Source organism: Bacillus sp. FSL L8-0358, assembly GCF_038593095.1.
Taxonomy (GTDB): domain Bacteria; phylum Bacillota; class Bacilli; order Bacillales; family Bacillaceae; genus Bacillus; species Bacillus subtilis.
Window position 1 is genome coordinate 3,221,949 of the sequence record NZ_CP151962.1, and the last position, 15,745, is coordinate 3,237,693.

Annotated in this window: 19 protein-coding genes; 2 read left to right on the forward strand and 17 right to left on the reverse strand. The window is 43.7% G+C overall.

What is annotated here, in order from left to right; all coding sequences use genetic code 11:
- Positions 1-3: 3 nt before the first annotated feature.
- From NYE49_RS16630 to NYE49_RS16650, 5 genes are all read right to left on the reverse strand, one after another.
- Entirely contained in the window at positions 4-882 is an 879-nt protein-coding gene (locus NYE49_RS16630) for a sugar ABC transporter permease (RefSeq protein ID WP_014477910.1), read from the reverse strand.
- A 57-nt stretch (positions 883-939) separates the two neighbouring features.
- Positions 940-2,208: an ABC transporter substrate-binding protein gene (locus tag NYE49_RS16635; protein WP_123373849.1), complete on the reverse strand. Its 1,269-nt coding sequence runs from the start codon at positions 2,206-2,208 to the stop codon at positions 940-942.
- 80 nt (positions 2,209-2,288) lie between these two features.
- The gene (frlB, locus tag NYE49_RS16640; protein WP_047183145.1) at positions 2,289-3,275 is read right to left on the reverse strand and encodes a fructosamine deglycase FrlB; all 987 of its coding nucleotides are present in this window, start codon (positions 3,273-3,275) and stop codon (positions 2,289-2,291) included.
- A 215-nt stretch (positions 3,276-3,490) separates the two neighbouring features.
- Complete coding sequence (locus NYE49_RS16645) at positions 3,491-3,865, reverse strand: nucleotide excision repair endonuclease (protein ID WP_015384582.1); 375 nt, start codon at positions 3,863-3,865, stop codon at positions 3,491-3,493.
- A 102-nt stretch (positions 3,866-3,967) separates the two neighbouring features.
- Positions 3,968-5,086 (reverse strand): FAD-binding oxidoreductase, encoded by a 1,119-nt coding sequence (locus NYE49_RS16650; protein WP_047183146.1) that lies wholly within the window; start codon positions 5,084-5,086, stop codon positions 3,968-3,970.
- 158 nt (positions 5,087-5,244) lie between these two features.
- Between NYE49_RS16650 and sspG the strand changes: the two genes are divergently transcribed.
- Positions 5,245-5,397 (forward strand): acid-soluble spore protein SspG, encoded by a 153-nt coding sequence (sspG, locus tag NYE49_RS16655; RefSeq protein ID WP_047183147.1) that lies wholly within the window; start codon positions 5,245-5,247, stop codon positions 5,395-5,397.
- The gene (locus NYE49_RS16660; protein WP_003243521.1) at positions 5,397-5,672 is read left to right on the forward strand and encodes a hypothetical protein; all 276 of its coding nucleotides are present in this window, start codon (positions 5,397-5,399) and stop codon (positions 5,670-5,672) included. Before sspG ends, NYE49_RS16660 begins: the two co-directional genes overlap by 1 nt.
- Positions 5,673-5,736: 64 nt before the next feature.
- On the opposite strand, the gene glxB is transcribed toward NYE49_RS16660, so the two are convergent.
- The 12 genes from glxB to metN form a co-directional block, all read right to left on the reverse strand.
- Positions 5,737-6,120, reverse strand: coding sequence for a methylglyoxalase (gene glxB, locus NYE49_RS16665; RefSeq protein WP_003240869.1), 384 nt, complete (start codon positions 6,118-6,120; stop codon positions 5,737-5,739).
- A gap of 109 nt (positions 6,121-6,229) precedes the next feature.
- On the reverse strand, positions 6,230-6,508 hold the full coding sequence (locus NYE49_RS16670; protein WP_015251274.1) for a metalloregulator ArsR/SmtB family transcription factor: 279 nt from the start codon (positions 6,506-6,508) through the stop codon (positions 6,230-6,232).
- A 263-nt stretch (positions 6,509-6,771) separates the two neighbouring features.
- Complete coding sequence (sufB, locus tag NYE49_RS16675; protein ID WP_003228608.1) at positions 6,772-8,169, reverse strand: Fe-S cluster assembly protein SufB; 1,398 nt, start codon at positions 8,167-8,169, stop codon at positions 6,772-6,774.
- A gap of 20 nt (positions 8,170-8,189) precedes the next feature.
- The gene (sufU, locus tag NYE49_RS16680; RefSeq protein WP_003222809.1) at positions 8,190-8,633 is read right to left on the reverse strand and encodes a Fe-S cluster assembly sulfur transfer protein SufU; all 444 of its coding nucleotides are present in this window, start codon (positions 8,631-8,633) and stop codon (positions 8,190-8,192) included.
- Positions 8,623-9,843: a cysteine desulfurase SufS gene (gene sufS, locus NYE49_RS16685; protein ID WP_003228604.1), complete on the reverse strand. Its 1,221-nt coding sequence runs from the start codon at positions 9,841-9,843 to the stop codon at positions 8,623-8,625. Before sufS ends, sufU begins: the two co-directional genes overlap by 11 nt.
- Entirely contained in the window at positions 9,843-11,156 is a 1,314-nt protein-coding gene (gene sufD, locus NYE49_RS16690) for a Fe-S cluster assembly protein SufD (protein ID WP_014477917.1), read from the reverse strand. The genes sufS and sufD overlap by 1 nt, the downstream gene beginning before the upstream one ends.
- 17 nt (positions 11,157-11,173) lie before the next feature.
- On the reverse strand, positions 11,174-11,959 hold the full coding sequence (gene sufC / locus NYE49_RS16695; RefSeq protein ID WP_003151872.1) for a Fe-S cluster assembly ATPase SufC: 786 nt from the start codon (positions 11,957-11,959) through the stop codon (positions 11,174-11,176).
- A 193-nt stretch (positions 11,960-12,152) separates the two neighbouring features.
- Positions 12,153-12,290 carry a hypothetical protein gene (locus NYE49_RS16700; protein ID WP_003228600.1) on the reverse strand — a complete coding sequence of 46 codons (138 nt, stop codon included), beginning with the start codon at positions 12,288-12,290 and terminating at the stop codon, positions 12,153-12,155.
- Between the two features lie 193 nt (positions 12,291-12,483).
- Positions 12,484-12,861 carry a carboxymuconolactone decarboxylase family protein gene (locus NYE49_RS16705; RefSeq protein WP_014477920.1) on the reverse strand — a complete coding sequence of 126 codons (378 nt, stop codon included), beginning with the start codon at positions 12,859-12,861 and terminating at the stop codon, positions 12,484-12,486.
- 285 nt (positions 12,862-13,146) lie between these two features.
- Complete coding sequence (gene metQ / locus NYE49_RS16710; protein WP_032722486.1) at positions 13,147-13,971, reverse strand: methionine ABC transporter substrate-binding lipoprotein MetQ; 825 nt, start codon at positions 13,969-13,971, stop codon at positions 13,147-13,149.
- 13 nt (positions 13,972-13,984) lie between these two features.
- Positions 13,985-14,653: a methionine ABC transporter permease MetP gene (gene metP, locus NYE49_RS16715; RefSeq protein WP_047183148.1), complete on the reverse strand. Its 669-nt coding sequence runs from the start codon at positions 14,651-14,653 to the stop codon at positions 13,985-13,987.
- Positions 14,646-15,671: a methionine ABC transporter ATP-binding protein MetN gene (metN, locus tag NYE49_RS16720; protein ID WP_003242531.1), complete on the reverse strand. Its 1,026-nt coding sequence runs from the start codon at positions 15,669-15,671 to the stop codon at positions 14,646-14,648. The genes metP and metN overlap by 8 nt, the downstream gene beginning before the upstream one ends.
- Positions 15,672-15,745 lie beyond the last annotated feature (74 nt).

Here is a 15,745-nt window from a genome sequence, read left to right on the forward strand (position 1 = left end):
CAGTTACTCCTCCTTTCCGGTTTTAAAGAACTTCATTTGCATGAGCGATAATGCAAGCGTAATGATTAACACGACAGTGGCAATCGCTGAGGCGTAGCCCATCATATCCTTTGTAAAGGCGCTTTTATATAAAAACGTGCTCAAGACTTCTGACGCGTTTCCCGGCCCGCCGCCTGTCAAAATGTACGGCTCATTAAAGACCGTAAAGGCCCCGGTCAGCGTCATGACCACCGCAACAAAAGACATCTCTTTCGTCTGGGGAACAGTAATATGAAAAAACTGCTGAATTTTACCCGCGCCGTCAAGCCGGGCCGCTTCATACAGTTCATCCGGTATTTTTTGAATCGACACGATGTACAGCATCGCAATATAACCGACAGATTGCCACTGGGACACAAAAATGACAGAAAGCATAGCTGTGCTGTCATCCCCGAGCCAGGCCCTCGTCAGCTGATCAAGACCGATGGCCTGAAGCAGCTGATTCAAAAGCCCTGTCTCCGGATTGTAAATAAAATCAAACAAAAGCGCGATCACCGTCATTGAGATGACAACCGGCAAAAAGAAAACGGTACGAAAAAACGGCGACCATTTTCTGACCAGCTTATCCTCAAGCACCGCCGCCAAAATCAAACCGCCAAATACCTGGCATACAATTGAGATCACTGCATAAAGCACATTATTGGTAAGTGCCTGATAGAAGACAGGATCATGAAATAATTCAACATAGTTTTTTAAGCCGATAAACGTTTTTTCCGGAGAAAATGAGCTCCACTGAAACAGGCTGAGGAATACATTCTCAAAAATCGGGATATAAACGAAAAGTAAAAAAACGAGAGCGGGCACCAAAAACAAATAGGGGATTATTTTATTCTGATTGACCAAGGGTATCTCATCTCCTTTATAAAAAGAAAAGGTGCGAAGCTTCACCTTTTCTTTGATTTATTCAGCTGACGCCCTCACCTGCTTTGCTGCCTTTTGAACGGCTTTCATCACCTGCTGCGGTGTCATGTCGCCGCCAAGCATTTGCTGGACACCCGTTAGGTACGCATCTGCGACTTCAACATCGACATCCATATCAAACCATGGAACCATTGATTTGGCATCAACAATATGCTGAACGGCTTCACGCTGAATGGCTGTTGCATTTTCTTCAGTAGCCGTACCTTGCACTGCACTGTATTTCCCGACATCTTTCACGAGCTTTTCGCCCATTTTTTTCGACGTCAAGAACTGCAAAAATTCCATCGCTTCCTTCGGATGTTTTGTTCTTGAGGAAATCATGAATCCTTCCGGCGCTCCCGTTAACGCTTCTGAAGATCCTTTCTGCCCGCTGATTTCAGGAAATGGGAACATCCCGAGATTAACCGGTTCAACCAGCTTGATTTCCGCTGTTTCCGCATATATCATCGCCGACTTTCCGCTCTTAAATTGCTGTCTCACATATTCGTGGTCGACGGAGTTTACATGTTTATTAAAGTAAGGCATCAGCTCTTGAAGCTTTTCAAGTGCTTTTACGTAGCCTTCATCAGTAAATTCACCCGTTTTGGCGTTATAGTCCTTGTCTCGCGTTTTTTCATCGACCATCCGCTGATTAAGCGTGCCGATATAGTGCGAGATTGTCCAAGTCGCCTTTGTTCCGAAGCTGATCGGTGTGTAGCCATGTTCTTTCAGCTTTTTTGACACATCGATTAATTCATCCCACGTCTTCGGGGGATCAAGATTCAGCTTTTGGAAAATGTCTTTATTATAGAAGAATGATTTAGCGTCCATTTGCCACGGCACGCCATATTGCTTGTTTTCATAAGTAAATGGTGTAATTTGCGATTGAACGAGCTGTGATGACCAATCGGTGTCATTTTTGTAGTAGGACGAGAGATCAAGTGCTTTATTGCCTCTGATAAATTTAAAAGCAAACTCATCGCTCCAAGAGAAGTAAATGTCAGGAGGGCTGGTGGTTCCCAGCATGACCTTAATTTTATCTTTATAGGAGTCATTTAAAACGGCTTCAATTTGTATATCGATATCTGGGTGTTCTTTTTCAAATTCCTTAACAACCTCTTCAAAATAACTTTTTTCCGGCTCCTTCGGCCATCTGTGGAAAAATTTCAATGTCACCTTTCCGTCCGCTGAACTGCTTTGGCTCGAACAGCCTGCAATGGTGAACATACTGATAGCTGCAATGATCAAGAACAACAACATTTTCTTCAAAGGGTTGGCCTCCTCTGGACATTAGACTATAATGTTATATAACATTATAGTCTAATGCATAATGGTTCTTCATTTTCAGATCAATACTCAACTTTCCACATGTATCTTCTATGAGATAAAGGATGATTTCTCGCCTCTGCCAGCTCGTCTGCATAGCTTCTCAGCACACGATTGAGAACGAGCGGAGCAAGGTAGCCTTTAACTGAATCGTCAATTGCAGTGAAGTCGTAAGATGCAGCATCAAGCACAGTGAGCTTTTTGCCATACTTTTTCGAGAAGGTAAGCGCCCGCTCTTCAAGAGATCTTGTTTCATCTAAACCGAGCAGGATGATAAACGGCACGGATTCATCAATAATTTCAAACGGTCCGTGAAAATATTCTCCGGCATGAATGGCGTGGGAATGAATCCATTGCATTTCCATGAGAATGCAGATGCTGTAGGAGTAAGCGACACCGTAGTTTGCACCGCTTGCCATGGTATAAATAATGCTTTCTTTTTCATGGGCTTTTGCAAATTGCTTGGCGTTGTCAGCTTCCTGCTTAAGGGCTTTTTCATATACAGCCTGCAATTGATCCAAGCCTTCAATTGCTTGTTGGAATTTCGTATTGTTTTCTAATACTTGCAGGGTTCCAAAAACGATTTGATACAAAACGCCATAGTTTGTATTGATCGCAAGCGCCTCATCACCCCAATCGTACTGGGCAACATATTGCGCTTCCTGCGCTAAAGGAGACTCCGGTTTAAACGTCATCGCAATCGTAAGTGCGCCCTTTCCCCTTGCAAACGCAGCAGCTTTGACTGTCTCCGGGGTATTTCCCGAATGCGAGCACAAAATAACAAGAGACTTTTCACCAAGCTGAACAGGGTTGCGCTGAATAAATTCGTTGGCGCTGTAGAGGTCGGAGTTTATTGATTTTGACTCTCTGTCAAACACATACTTACTCGGATACATAATGGCAGAAGACCCTCCGCATGCGACAAAGAATACATGATCAATGGTTTTCCCTTTCAAATCCTGCAAGAAAGCTTGAACCTCACGATTTACTTTTGCTGTGGCCTGACTCAAATCCTTCACTCCCCGTTTTTATTATATAACGTTATATAACATTATATATTGTTATATTAAAGTCCGCGGGTAGGATTGTCAACATTATTTTCTGAAATTTCTCAATAATTTATTCGAATGATAGACAAAGGGTCTATAAGCGAAAAAATGCCCAAATCAAAAGCCAGAACTTGACTTAAGCTCTGGCTTCGCTGTTCAATCCGCAGACTGACGTCTTATTTAAAAAATACCTTGTCTATATTGTACTTCGATTGCTGTGTATTGATGATATATGTTTCGTAAATCTCTCTTTCCATTGGATCATCAACTACACATACCTCAATTTTATATACTTCATCTCTGTGATGTTTGATCGGTGAAACAGTGTCTTCGAAATGCTTCTTAATTCTCTGTCTTAACTTTCTAGCTTTACCGACAAACAGCAGCTCGTCATGAATGTTGTAAAACATAAAAATGCCGCCTTTGTCCCTTGGGATCTGGTGAAAGTCAATGAAGCCGTAAATCGCCTTTATTTTCGGCTCGTTATCATTAGCTGACTGCTGTCGTTCAGTGATGGTGACATTCGGTGCGGGTATATCAATTTTTATCAAAATCAGTTCACGTCCTCTTTTTCATTAAAGATAAATGCTAACACATACAGAAAAGAAAAGCTAGAACAGCTTTATTATATTTGTTTGTTATGCTCTTACTTATTATGCAAGTGCTCCGGCTGGATTATAAGGACTAAGGTCTAATTCTGTCTGCTTTCCGAGAACTAGCTTTGCGAGCTCTGCACCCAAGAACGGCCCCATCGTCAGTCCAGAAGCACCCAAACCGTTTGCAGCGTACAGGCCTTGAACATTCGGCACGGCCCCTACGACCGGCAGAAATCCCGGTGTAAACGGCCTGAAGCCCACTCTTGTTTCAACAGCAGCCGCATCAGCAAGACCCGGTGCAACGGCTAACGCTTTACTCAATACTTCGTGCTGGCCTCCGGCTGTCACACGAAGATCATCAAGACCGGCATCGTTTTCGTGTGTGGCGCCGGCTACAATTCTGCCGTTATCAAACGAAAGAATGTATTGATCACTCGGCGGCATTACAACCGGCCACGATCCTGTATCTGCATCTGTCATTTCAAAATGCATAATCTGCGCTTTTTGAAATGACACTTGAAAATGAACGCCAAGAGACTTCAATATCTCATTGGCCCATGCTCCCGCCGTCACAATGACCGCGTCAGCCGCAAACTGCTTTGCATCAGTTTGCACGCCGGTGACTGTTCCGTTTTCAAAAAGCAAAGACGCATTTCCTTTGATGACTGTTGCGCCGCGTTTCTCTGCAGCGCTTAAAAGCGACCGGCACAGCGCTCTTCCGTTCACACGGGCGGCACCGCTGATGTGAACCGATTCATAGCCGTCAGCTAAAATCGGAAACAGCTTTTTCGTTTCACTTGCAGACAAGCGGGTAATGTCGCCGATTTCCGGCGCATCCTCCCGTCTCTTATATGCCCTTTCCTCCATTTTATCGAGTTTAGACGCATCAGTATGAATGCTGATGGCACCGACACGTTTGTATCCTGTATCCGTTTCACCGTCTTTTTCCAATTGATGGATTAAATCCTTATAGTACCGTGCTCCCCCCTTAGCAAGCTGGTACCAATCCTGATTACGGCGCTGCGAGAGCCAAGGACAGACGATTCCTGCCGCCGCATCTGTCGCTTGTCCCGGCTCTTTCCGATCAATGACAGTAACGCGAGCGCCTGATTTTGCGAGATGATAAGCCGTCGACGCGCCCAGAATCCCTGCGCCGACGATGATGTACGAATTCATATGCAAACACCTTTTCTATTATAATGTCTATTCATTTTACCAAATCAAATGCTTTCCTTCGACCTTTTGCCCTAATGTGGAAAAACCGCGAAGTTCGTCCAATCTCTTTACTCTCCTATCGAATATCCTGTCACTATCAATAGAGAAAGGATGATACCATGAGCGAAAATCGTCATGAAAATGAAGAAAACAGACGCGATGCGGCAGTCGCAAAAGTCCAAAACAGCGGTAATGCAAAAGTCGTGGTCAACGTGAATACAGATCAGGATCAGGATCAGGCACAGGCGCAGTCACAAGACGGAGAAGACTAATGAACGAAAACATCATTCCTCTCAACAGACATACTCAAGAGATACCCACTACTGAATCTGTTATCAAAAACAGCGGCAACTCAGAGGTCCATATCGACATTCACATTGATACAATGCCAATTGCTTTTGCTATATTATGCTCTGCATTAGCCGCAAAGCAGATGACAAAAGAGGAATTCGATATGGCTTATACTCAATTGCGAGAGATGAACAGAGAAAATAACAGCAGATCATCTGTAAAGCAAATTATCAATCAGGAGACAGAAGAAGAGTAAAAAACCGCGGGCCCTGTGGCCAGCGGTTTTTCTTCTGCATACAAAAAGGACGCGACTGAATCGGTTACTTCTGTACAATTTGAATAAGGTTACCACATGTATCGTCGAAGACAGCTATTGTGACTTCGCCCATTTTTGTCGGTTCCATCGTAAACGTCACGCCTTTTTCCTTTAATCGGTTGTACTCTTTTTGAATATCTGCAACGCCAAACATTGTGGCCGGGAAGCCTTCGGAGAATATCTTCTTTTGATACTCCTTAGCGGCAGGATGTTCATTCGGTTCGAGTAAAAGCTCGGTTCCGTCTTGATCATCTGGAGAAACAAGCGTTATCCACCTGAATTTCCCCATGGGAACATCCTCCTTTTTTACAAACCCCAGTTTTTCTGTATAGAACTTCAGTGCCTTGTCTTGATCTTGCACGAATATACTAGTCACAATGATTTTCATATTGTTGTTGCCTCCTTTGATATTTATGGTGCATGGTACTGTGCAAACAATCCGGCTTCAAGCAAAACAAACCAACATTTGTAAGAAACTCAGTACTGGTTTTATAAAATTACTCTATCCATCCTTTCAGCAAATTTTTAAGCGGTTCGTTGTTGAATATAAGTACTCGATATTTTCCCTTTCGTTTTGATGTTACGAGTCCTGCATCCTCCAGTACAGAAAGGTGTTTAGCTATCGCCTGTCGCGTAATAGAAAGGTCGTACTTTGTAATAAGACGTATCGTAAGTTCATACAACGTCAGCTCGTTGCGTTCAGATAATTCGTCTAATATAAGCCGCCGAGTCGAATCGCCGAGTGCTTTGAATATAGCGTCTTTGTTCCAATTCATATATTGAGTATAAGCAACTCATTGGTTGCATGTCAAGTATAAGCAACTGTATGATTGCGTGATATAGAAACTGAACCTATCCGGCGCAGGTCTGAAATATTCTAATCGATAAGGAATTAAAACCATTAAAATAACAGTGGATATGTCTCTGAAAAATAAAAGAAGACGAACTTCAAAAGTTCGTCTTCTACAATCAAATTCGGCACGCCGGCCATTTTAAAAACTATCTCTAAACCCCTTGATAAACAAAGGAGTTTTCATCATTAACCAATAGAACCTTCCATTTCGAACTTAATCAAACGGTTCATTTCAACTGCGTATTCCATTGGAAGCTCTTTTGTGAATGGCTCGATAAAGCCCATTACGATCATTTCAGTTGCTTCTTCTTCAGAAATACCGCGGCTCATCAAGTAGAAGAGCTGCTCTTCAGATACTTTAGACACTTTCGCTTCGTGCTCCAATGAAATGTTATCATTTAAGATTTCATTGTAAGGAATTGTGTCTGAAGTTGATTTGTTATCCATAATGAGCGTATCGCACTCGATGTTAGAGCGGGCGCCTTCCGCTTTGCGTCCGAAGTGGACGATTCCGCGGTACGTTACTTTTCCGCCCTGTTTTGAAATCGATTTTGATACGATTGTAGATGATGTGTTTGGTGCAAGGTGAATCATTTTCGCACCTGCATCCTGATGCTGGCCTTTACCCGCAAGAGCGATAGAAAGCGTCATACCGCGCGCGCCTTCGCCTTTTAGGATACAAGCCGGATATTTCATTGTCAGCTTAGAACCGATGTTGCCGTCGATCCATTCCATTGTTGCGTTTTCTTCACAGACTGTACGCTTTGTTACAAGGTTGTAAACGTTGTTCGCCCAGTTTTGGATCGTTGTATAACGGCAGTAGCCGCCTTTTTTCACGATGATCTCAACGACCGCACTGTGAAGTGAGTTTGTTGTGTAAACAGGCGCAGTACAGCCTTCAACATAATGAACACTTGCTTCTTCGTCAACAATGATCAGTGTACGTTCGAACTGACCCATGTTCTCAGAGTTGATACGGAAGTAAGCTTGAAGCGGTGTTTCAACCTTCACGCCTTTAGGCACGTAGATGAAAGATCCGCCGGACCAAACAGCTGAGTTAAGCGCCGCAAACTTGTTATCAGTCGGCGGGATTACTTTTGCCCAGTGCTCACGGAAAATATCTTCATTCTCTTTCAGCGCGCTGTCAGTGTCTTTAAAGACGATACCTTGCGCTTCAAGATCTTCTTTCATGTTGTGGTATACAACCTCAGATTCGTACTGAGCAGAAACACCCGCAAGGTATTTTTGTTCAGCTTCAGGAATACCGAGCTTGTCGAATGTTTGCTTAATTTCTTCAGGAACTTCATCCCAAGAACGCTCTGAACGCTCAGACGGTTTTACGTAGTACGTAATTTCGTCAAAGTTCAGTGAGTTTAAATCTCCGCCCCATTGAGGCATCGGCATATTGTAGAAATGCTCAAGTGATTTCAAGCGGAAGTCAAGCATCCATTGAGGCTCTTCTTTCATGCGAGAAATTTCTTCTACGATTTCTTTTGTCAATCCGCGCTCTGAACGGAAAATGGAAACGTCCTTGTCGTGAAAACCATACTTGTATTCACCAATATCAGGCATTTTTTTAGCCATCCATTTTCACTCCAATCCTTTTAATTGCCGCCTTCTTCTTTCGCGACTCCTTTTTCAAGTGCTTTCCATGACAGGGTTGCACATTTGATACGGGCCGGGAATTTTGAAACGCCTTGAAGGGCTTCAATATCCCCGAGATCTATAGAATCATCATACTCTTTCCCTTGCATCATATCCGAGAAAATCTTAGACATGGAAAGGGCAGTTTCAATATCTTTCCCTTTAATCGCCTGAGTCATCATCGAAGCGGATGCCATTGAAATGGAACAGCCTTCCCCTTCAAATTTCGCATCTTCCACGATGTCTCCGTCAAGCTTCATTGTCAGTCTGATGCGGTCGCCGCATGTCGGATTGTTCATATCCACGACAATGCTGTCATTCAAAACCCCTTTATTTCGCGGGTTTTTGTAATGATCCATAATCACCTGTCTGTACAATGTATCTAAGTTTGCATTAAAAGACATTTGTAAAATACTCCTTTGTCTTTTGAAGAGCTTCCACAAGCTTATCAATCTCTTCCTCTGTATTATACAGATAAAAGCTTGCTCTTGCAGTAGCAGTTACATCCAGCCATTTCATCAGCGGCTGCGCACAATGGTGGCCGGCTCTGACTGCGATTCCCTCCGCATCAAGCACAGTCGCCACATCGTGCGGATGAACATCATCAAGGTTAAATGTGACAAGCCCGGCACGCTCTTCCGGCCCGTAAACCGTTACGCCGTCAAGCTGGCGGAAGCGTTCAAGCGCATAAGCTGCAAGCTTGTGCTCATGGCGGGAAATCTCATCAAGACCGATTTCTTCGAGAAAATCAATGGCGGCACCGAGGCCGATTGCTCCTGCAATAATCGGCGTACCCGCTTCGAATTTCCACGGAAGCTCTTTCCAAGTTGATTCATAAAGCCCGACAAAGTCGATCATTTCACCGCCGAATTCGGCAGGCTCCATGTTTTCCAGCAGGGCTTTCTTTCCGTACAGCACACCAACACCAGTAGGTCCGCACATTTTATGGGAAGAAAGCGCAAAGAAGTCGCAATCGAGATCCTGCACGTCAATTTTCATGTGAGGCGTGCTTTGTGCACCGTCCACCACAATGACAGCCCCATTGTCATGAGCGATTTTCGCCATTTCTTTAATCGGGTTGACCGTGCCGAGAACATTAGATACATGAGACACCGCAACAATTTTTGTGTTGCTTGTGACCGTTTCTCTGACGTCTTCTAAAGAAATCGTTCCGTCTTCCTGCAGCGGAATGTATTTTAATGTGGCGCCAGTTGCTTTTACAGCCTGCTGCCACGGAATGATATTCGCATGATGCTCCATGTAGGTGATGACCACTTCATCACCAGGTTTCAGGTTGGCGCGCGCATAGCTTAACGCCACCATATTCAGTGATGTGGTCGTGCCTTTTGTGAAAATAATCTCAGCCATTGACTTCGCGTTAATAAACTTGCGGACTTTTTCACGCGCTCCTTCATAACCATCTGTCGCTCTGGTTCCAAGTGTATGGACGCCCCGGTGAACATTGGAATTGTATTGGTTATAATACTTATCCAGTGTTTCAATGACAGCACGCGGCTTCTGGGAAGTCGCCGCGCTGTCGAGATAAACGAGATCATGTCCGTTCACTTGCTGATGAAGGATCGGGAACTGTTCACGAATATCTGTGATATTCATTACTTCACTTTCCTTTCGATAACAGAAACTAATTGTTTCTTAACGCCTTCAATCGGAAGTTCATTTACTACCGGTGCAAGGAATCCGTAAATGACTAAGCGTTCTGCTTCTTCTTTCGGAATTCCGCGGCTCATCAGGTAGTAAAGCTGAATAGGGTCCACACGGCCGACAGATGCCGCATGTCCTGCAGTTACATCGTCTTCGTCAATTAAAAGAATAGGGTTTGCGTCTCCGCGTGCTTTTTCGCTGAGCATCAGCACGCGTGATTCTTGCTCCGCATTCGCTTTAGAAGCGCCATGTTCGATTTTGCCGATTCCGTTAAAGATAGAAGAAGCGGAATCCTTCATCACACCGTGCTTCAAGATATAGCCTTCAGAAGCTTTACCGAAATGAATGATTTGTGTTGTGAAGTTTTCTGTTTGCTCTCCTCTTCCGACAACAACCGTTTTCGTATCGCCGTATGTGCCGTCACCGTAAAGGTTTGTGGTGTTTTCGGAAATCGTGTCGCCGTCGTTCATCAGGCCGAGAGCCCACTCGATTTTGCTGTCGCGTCCGCGCGCAGCACCGCGGCGGTTCACATAAGTTGTCACACCGCTTGACAGATTATCCACCGCACCGTATGTCACGCTGGCATTATCACCTGTGATGACCTCACTGATAATATTGAAGACAGCGTCTTTCGGGTTTACAGTGCTGATGTAGTTTTCTACATATGTTACAGAGCTGTGGTCTTCAGCCACAATCAGCACGTGGTTGAATAGAGCTGTATCATTGCTTTCGTGGACATAAACAGCCTGAACCGGCGTCTCCACCTGAACATTTTTCGGAACATAAAGGAATGCTCCTCCGTTAACAAGAGCCGCGTGAAGTGCAGTTAACTTATGTTCGTCAACCTTCACGCCATCCTTCATAAAGTATTTCTCCACCAAGTCGCTGTGCTCACGTGCAGCAGTCAGAATATCAGTGAAGATGACGCCTTTGTCTTTCAATTCTTGAGAAAGAGAAAGATGTGCCGGCGTCTGGTCACGCTGTACGTATAATGTTTTATCTTCGTTTTCAACGTCGATCAGCGCTTTCACTTCATCAGTCAAATCTTCTAATGAAGAAAGCGGTTCGTTATCAACTGTATGCTTCGCGAAATTCGTGAAGTTCCAGTTTGTGATTTTTGTTTTGTCAGGTTTCGGCATCGGCAGATCCTCAGCTTGTTCAAGAGCCTGTAAGCGCAGGTTCTTCAGCCAGGCAGGTTCTTGGTGCTTTTCGGAAAAGCTTTTGAGATACTCCTGATCTACGGATAGTTTTGTACCTAGTGTCATATTAATCCCCCTAACGCTTACGCTTCTTGGCCAACAGTTTCGTCTTCAATGCCAAGTTCTTGTTTGATCCAGTCATAACCTTCTGCTTCAAGACGCTGTGCAAGCTCTGCACCGCCGGATTTTACAACGCGGCCTTGCATCATAACGTGAACAACATCCGGAGTGATGTAGTTTAACAGGCGCTGATAGTGAGTGATCATCAGGCAGCCGAAGTTTTCGCTGCGCATTTTGTTGATTCCTTTAGATACAACTTTCAAAGCGTCAATATCAAGACCTGAGTCGATTTCATCAAGGATGGCGATTTTCGGTTCAATCATCATTAATTGAAGGATTTCGTTGCGTTTTTTCTCCCCGCCTGAGAAACCTTCGTTAAGATAGCGCTGAGCCATTTCAGGGTCCATTTCAAGGAACTCCATGTTTTCGTCCATTTTGCGGATGAATTTCATAAGAGAAATTTCATCGCCTTCTTCTCTGCGCGCGTTGATTGCTGAGCGAAGGAAGTCGGCATTTGTCACACCGCTGATTTCACTTGGGTACTGCATCGCAAGGAATAAGCCTGCCTGCGCACGCTCGTCCACTTCCATCTCCAGTACATCTTTGCCGTCAAGCGTGATGCTGCCTTTTGTTACTTCATATTTAGGATGCCCCATAATAGCAGCTGATAAAGTGGATTTACCAGTTCCGTTCGGGCCCATTACTGCGTGGAATTCTCCACCTTTTATTTCAAGGTTTACACCCTTTAAGATCTCTTTCCCTTCGATTTCAACGTGAAGATCTTTGATCGTTAATGTTGAAGCAGCCATATCTATACCTCCAAAAATATATAATCATTATTCTCATTTTATTCTCATTCTAATTTTATAACAAATGAAAAGTAAATACAACTTTTTATCGTGCCTTGCACATTCCTCAAGTTTAACAAAGATCAGCACTTTATTAAAGCGATTGAAAAAGAAAAAGAGTGGATTCCCACCCTTTTTTAAAAGATTGATTTTCTCAATAAGCTCCCGCAGAAATCCGCTTGCTTTTTTCATAATCAAGCTCTCTCTGCCGCTCTACTTTCATTCTTGTTTCCAGCCGGCGTCCATATTCCTCGTATCCAATTCCGTGTGACAGCTGCATCGCTTTTTCCATTTCTGACGTATAATCGAGGTTCAGTCTGTCCTGGCTGCTGCAAATAATGAATCAATCCCTTCATATATTTGCTTTTTATTGTACCAGTGCTGCGTTGGATGCCGCAAAAACGATATGGCGTGAAATAGCGGCAGATGAGACGAAAGCATCCTTTCAGATCAAATGAGAATGGTTTTTCGGAATATTCCTTCTCTTAATGCGTGGTGTTTCCGAATTCCTCAATGCACTGTTGAACGACTGTCACGCCTTGGCTGAAAGCAGCGCCGCCTCCAAATGCCGCTGCCACACTGACAGCTTCGAGAATGTTTTCTTCTGTCGCTCCCTGATCAAGACAGCCTTTTGTATGATAGATCATGCAATATTCGTCCTGAGCATTGATGGCAATTCCGAGGGCGATCAGCTGTTTTTCTCTTTCAGTCAGAGAATTCCCGGCAAAGCACTGTTCAGTAAATTCGTTAAATTTTCTTCCCATCAGGGGCATCTTTTGTTCAAATGTGCCTAAACCATGTTTATATTGTTTTAGCGCGTCCTGCATGCTTCCTCTGTCTTGATTCAAAGAAAATCCCTCCATCTGTTTAACATTCCTTTTTATTATGAACAGCTTTTAGGAAAATACGCGAAAAAAACCCCGGAATTCTCATCCGGGGTTTCACCGTGTCAGCAAACCCTCGCATTCGTTGTCAGACCTGCGCGTTGGTGCTCACGAATTACAACATTCGCTCTGCTCCAATGCTCGGCCTTCCTAGACTTCAAGGGTTTTCAATCACGCTGAAAAGATGACAAAGCCCTAAAACGAATATCGTTTTAGGGCTTTGTCAATAATTGAACCCCGGATTTCTCATCCGGGGTTTCTGTCTTATTCAGATACAGGAAGCACAGCTCCGTCGTATTTTTTCTCGATGAAGTCTTTGATCTTTTTAGAGTGAAGAACTTCCATCAGCGCTTTGATTTTTGCAGAATCTTCTTCGCCTTTTCTTACTGCGATGATGTTAGCGTATGGGTTGTTTTTCGTTGATTCTACTTCAATTGCATCTTTTTTAGGATTTAATTTATTTTGGATCGCATAGTTTACATTGATGAAGGCCGCGTCTCCTTCTTTGTTTTCATATGCTTTTGCCGTTAATTCAGGCGCTACTTTTTTGAATTCAAGGTTTTTCGGGTTTTTCTTAATGTCTTTCAATGTTGCGTCAACTGTTTCCACCTTAGAATCAAGAGTGATTAATCCAGCGTTTTCAAGCATTGCAAGCATACGGCCTTGTTCAGCAACGTTGTTTGTCAGAATGATTGTCGCACCGTCTGGAAGGTCTTTCAGCGATTTGTATGTTTTAGAGTAAATACCGAATGGCTCTAAGTGAACAGCACCGGCATTCACAAGTTTGTAATCTGTGTTTTCTTTCATTTCTTGCTCAAGGTAAGGAATGTGCTGGAAGTAGTTCGCGTCCACTTCTTTATCAGCTAAAGCTTTATTGTACATTTTGTAATCACTAAGCACTTTCACTTTCAGCGTATAGCCTTTTTCTTTCAGCAATGGTTCAGCTTCTTTTAAAATTTCCGCATGCGGTGTTTTCGTTGCCGCAACGACAATTTCTTTCTTGCCGGATTCAGCGCCGTTATTCGAACCGCAGGCAGCCATAACTCCTGCAAATACAAGCAGTAATGCACCCAAAAATAGCTTTTTCAATGTAAATCCTCCCTTATCGTTTGTCTATAATATTTGTTATTAGATCACCGATGATTTGAATAATAAACACGATGATTAAAATAAACACAGTAGCAACGAAGGTAACATCAGCGTTATTAGACTGATATCCTTCTACGTACGCAAGGTTTCCAAGGCCTCCTGAACCAATGGCTCCGGCAATTGCCGTTGAGCCGATCAAAGCGATGGCAGTAACCGTAATGCCAGAAATAAGAGCAGGCATTGATTCCGGAATCAGCACTTTGAAAATAATCGTAGACGTTTTCGCGCCCATTGATTTAGCGGCTTCAATCACACCTTTATCCACCTCACGCAGCGCGATTTCAACAAGGCGCGCGTAAAATGGTGCCGAGCCGATTACCAGCGCCGGCAATGCGGCGTTTGGCCCTAAGATCGTGCCGACTAAAAATTTCGTAAAACCTAATAGTAAAATAATTAAAATAAGGAACGGAATCGATCTGAATATGTTAACAACGGCCGAAATCACAGAGTTGACCGCTTTATTCTGCCAGAGGCTTCCTTTGCTCGTCAGAAAGAGCAGCAAGCCGAGGATGACCCCGATGACAAAAGCAAACAGTAAAGAAATCAGCGTCATATAAAGTGTTTCATATGTCGCGTTCCATAATTCAGTTAAATCAACGTTCGGGAAGTATTTTTCAAACATTCGTGATCACCTCTGCTTTCACCTGTTTGTCATTAATGAATCGGATCACGTTTTGCACTTCTTCCTCGTCTCCGTCAATGTGGATGAACAGTGAACCGTAAGCCCCATCCTTCGTCTGCGAAATTTTCCCTTGCAGAATATTGACGCTGACATTGAAGTTTCTGATCATCTCTGTAATCAGAGGCTGTTCAGCTGACTCACCGACAAATGTGAGCTGAACCATTTTTCCTGATGCTGTATCATCAAGAAGGTGCTGAAGCGTCTCTTTCGTTTCTTCCGGCTCTGTCACCTGCTGAACAAATCGTTTTGTCATTTGTTCCTTTGGATTTTTGAAGACATCGAGAACCTCGCCTTCTTCGACCACCTTGCCGTTTTCCATGACGGCGACTCTGTTGCAGATTTTGCGGATGACATGCATTTCGTGCGTAATCAGCACAATCGTCAAACCGAGTCTTTCATTAATATCGGACAATAGATCCAGAATTGAATCTGTCGTTTGCGGATCTAATGCTGATGTCGCTTCGTCACAAAGGAGAACCTTCGGATTGTTTGCAAGCGCTCTGGCAATTCCGACACGCTGCTTCTGACCGCCGCTCAGCTGAGACGGATAAGATTTTTCTTTTCCTTCTAAACCTACCAGTTTAATCAGTTCATTGGCGCGCTTGATCCGCTCGCTCTTTTTCACTCCGGCAATTTCCAAAGGAAACATGATATTATCTCTGACAGTCCGCGACCAAAGCAAATTGAAATGCTGGAAAATCATACTGATCTCATGGCGTGCTTTTCTTAAACCACGTCCATTTACTTCATTAATCTTGGTTCCCGCCACTTCCACGGTTCCTGAGGTTGGTTTCTCAAGGCCGTTCAGCAGACGGATTAAGGAACTCTTACCAGCTCCGCTATATCCTATAATTCCAAAAATCTCACCTTTTTTAATTGAAAGCGAGACATTTTGGACAGCATTGACATCTCCATGTTTCGACTTGTAAACTTTTGAAACATCCTGAAGATTGATCAAAGCAATCACCTGCCTTAACACTATTCTAAGAAATCTTCCGGTTTTTTCTGCAAAAGAAAAGCCTTTCTGCACAC

What these genes read in the sequence shown, in the direction of transcription:
- NYE49_RS16650 (WP_047183146.1), bottom strand. Translation starts at nt 5,086, where the DNA reads ATGAATTCGTACATCATCGTCGGCGCAGGGATTCTGGGCGCGTCGACG.
- sspG (WP_047183147.1), top strand. Translation starts at nt 5,245, where the DNA reads ATGAGCGAAAATCGTCATGAAAATGAAGAAAACAGACGCGATGCGGCA.
- NYE49_RS16660 (WP_003243521.1), top strand. Translation starts at nt 5,397, where the DNA reads ATGAACGAAAACATCATTCCTCTCAACAGACATACTCAAGAGATACCC.
- glxB (WP_003240869.1), bottom strand. Translation starts at nt 6,120, where the DNA reads ATGAAAATCATTGTGACTAGTATATTCGTGCAAGATCAAGACAAGGCA.
- NYE49_RS16670 (WP_015251274.1), bottom strand. Translation starts at nt 6,508, where the DNA reads ATGAATTGGAACAAAGACGCTATATTCAAAGCACTCGGCGATTCGACT.
- sufB (WP_003228608.1), bottom strand. Translation starts at nt 8,169, where the DNA reads ATGGCTAAAAAAATGCCTGATATTGGTGAATACAAGTATGGTTTTCAC.
- sufU (WP_003222809.1), bottom strand. Translation starts at nt 8,633, where the DNA reads ATGTCTTTTAATGCAAACTTAGATACATTGTACAGACAGGTGATTATG.
- sufS (WP_003228604.1), bottom strand. Translation starts at nt 9,843, where the DNA reads ATGAATATCACAGATATTCGTGAACAGTTCCCGATCCTTCATCAGCAA.
- sufD (WP_014477917.1), bottom strand. Translation starts at nt 11,156, where the DNA reads ATGACACTAGGTACAAAACTATCCGTAGATCAGGAGTATCTCAAAAGC.
- sufC (WP_003151872.1), bottom strand. Translation starts at nt 11,959, where the DNA reads ATGGCTGCTTCAACATTAACGATCAAAGATCTTCACGTTGAAATCGAA.
- NYE49_RS16700 (WP_003228600.1), bottom strand. Translation starts at nt 12,290, where the DNA reads ATGGAAAAAGCGATGCAGCTGTCACACGGAATTGGATACGAGGAATAT.
- NYE49_RS16705 (WP_014477920.1), bottom strand. Translation starts at nt 12,861, where the DNA reads ATGGAGGGATTTTCTTTGAATCAAGACAGAGGAAGCATGCAGGACGCG.
- metP (WP_047183148.1), bottom strand. Translation starts at nt 14,653, where the DNA reads ATGTTTGAAAAATACTTCCCGAACGTTGATTTAACTGAATTATGGAAC.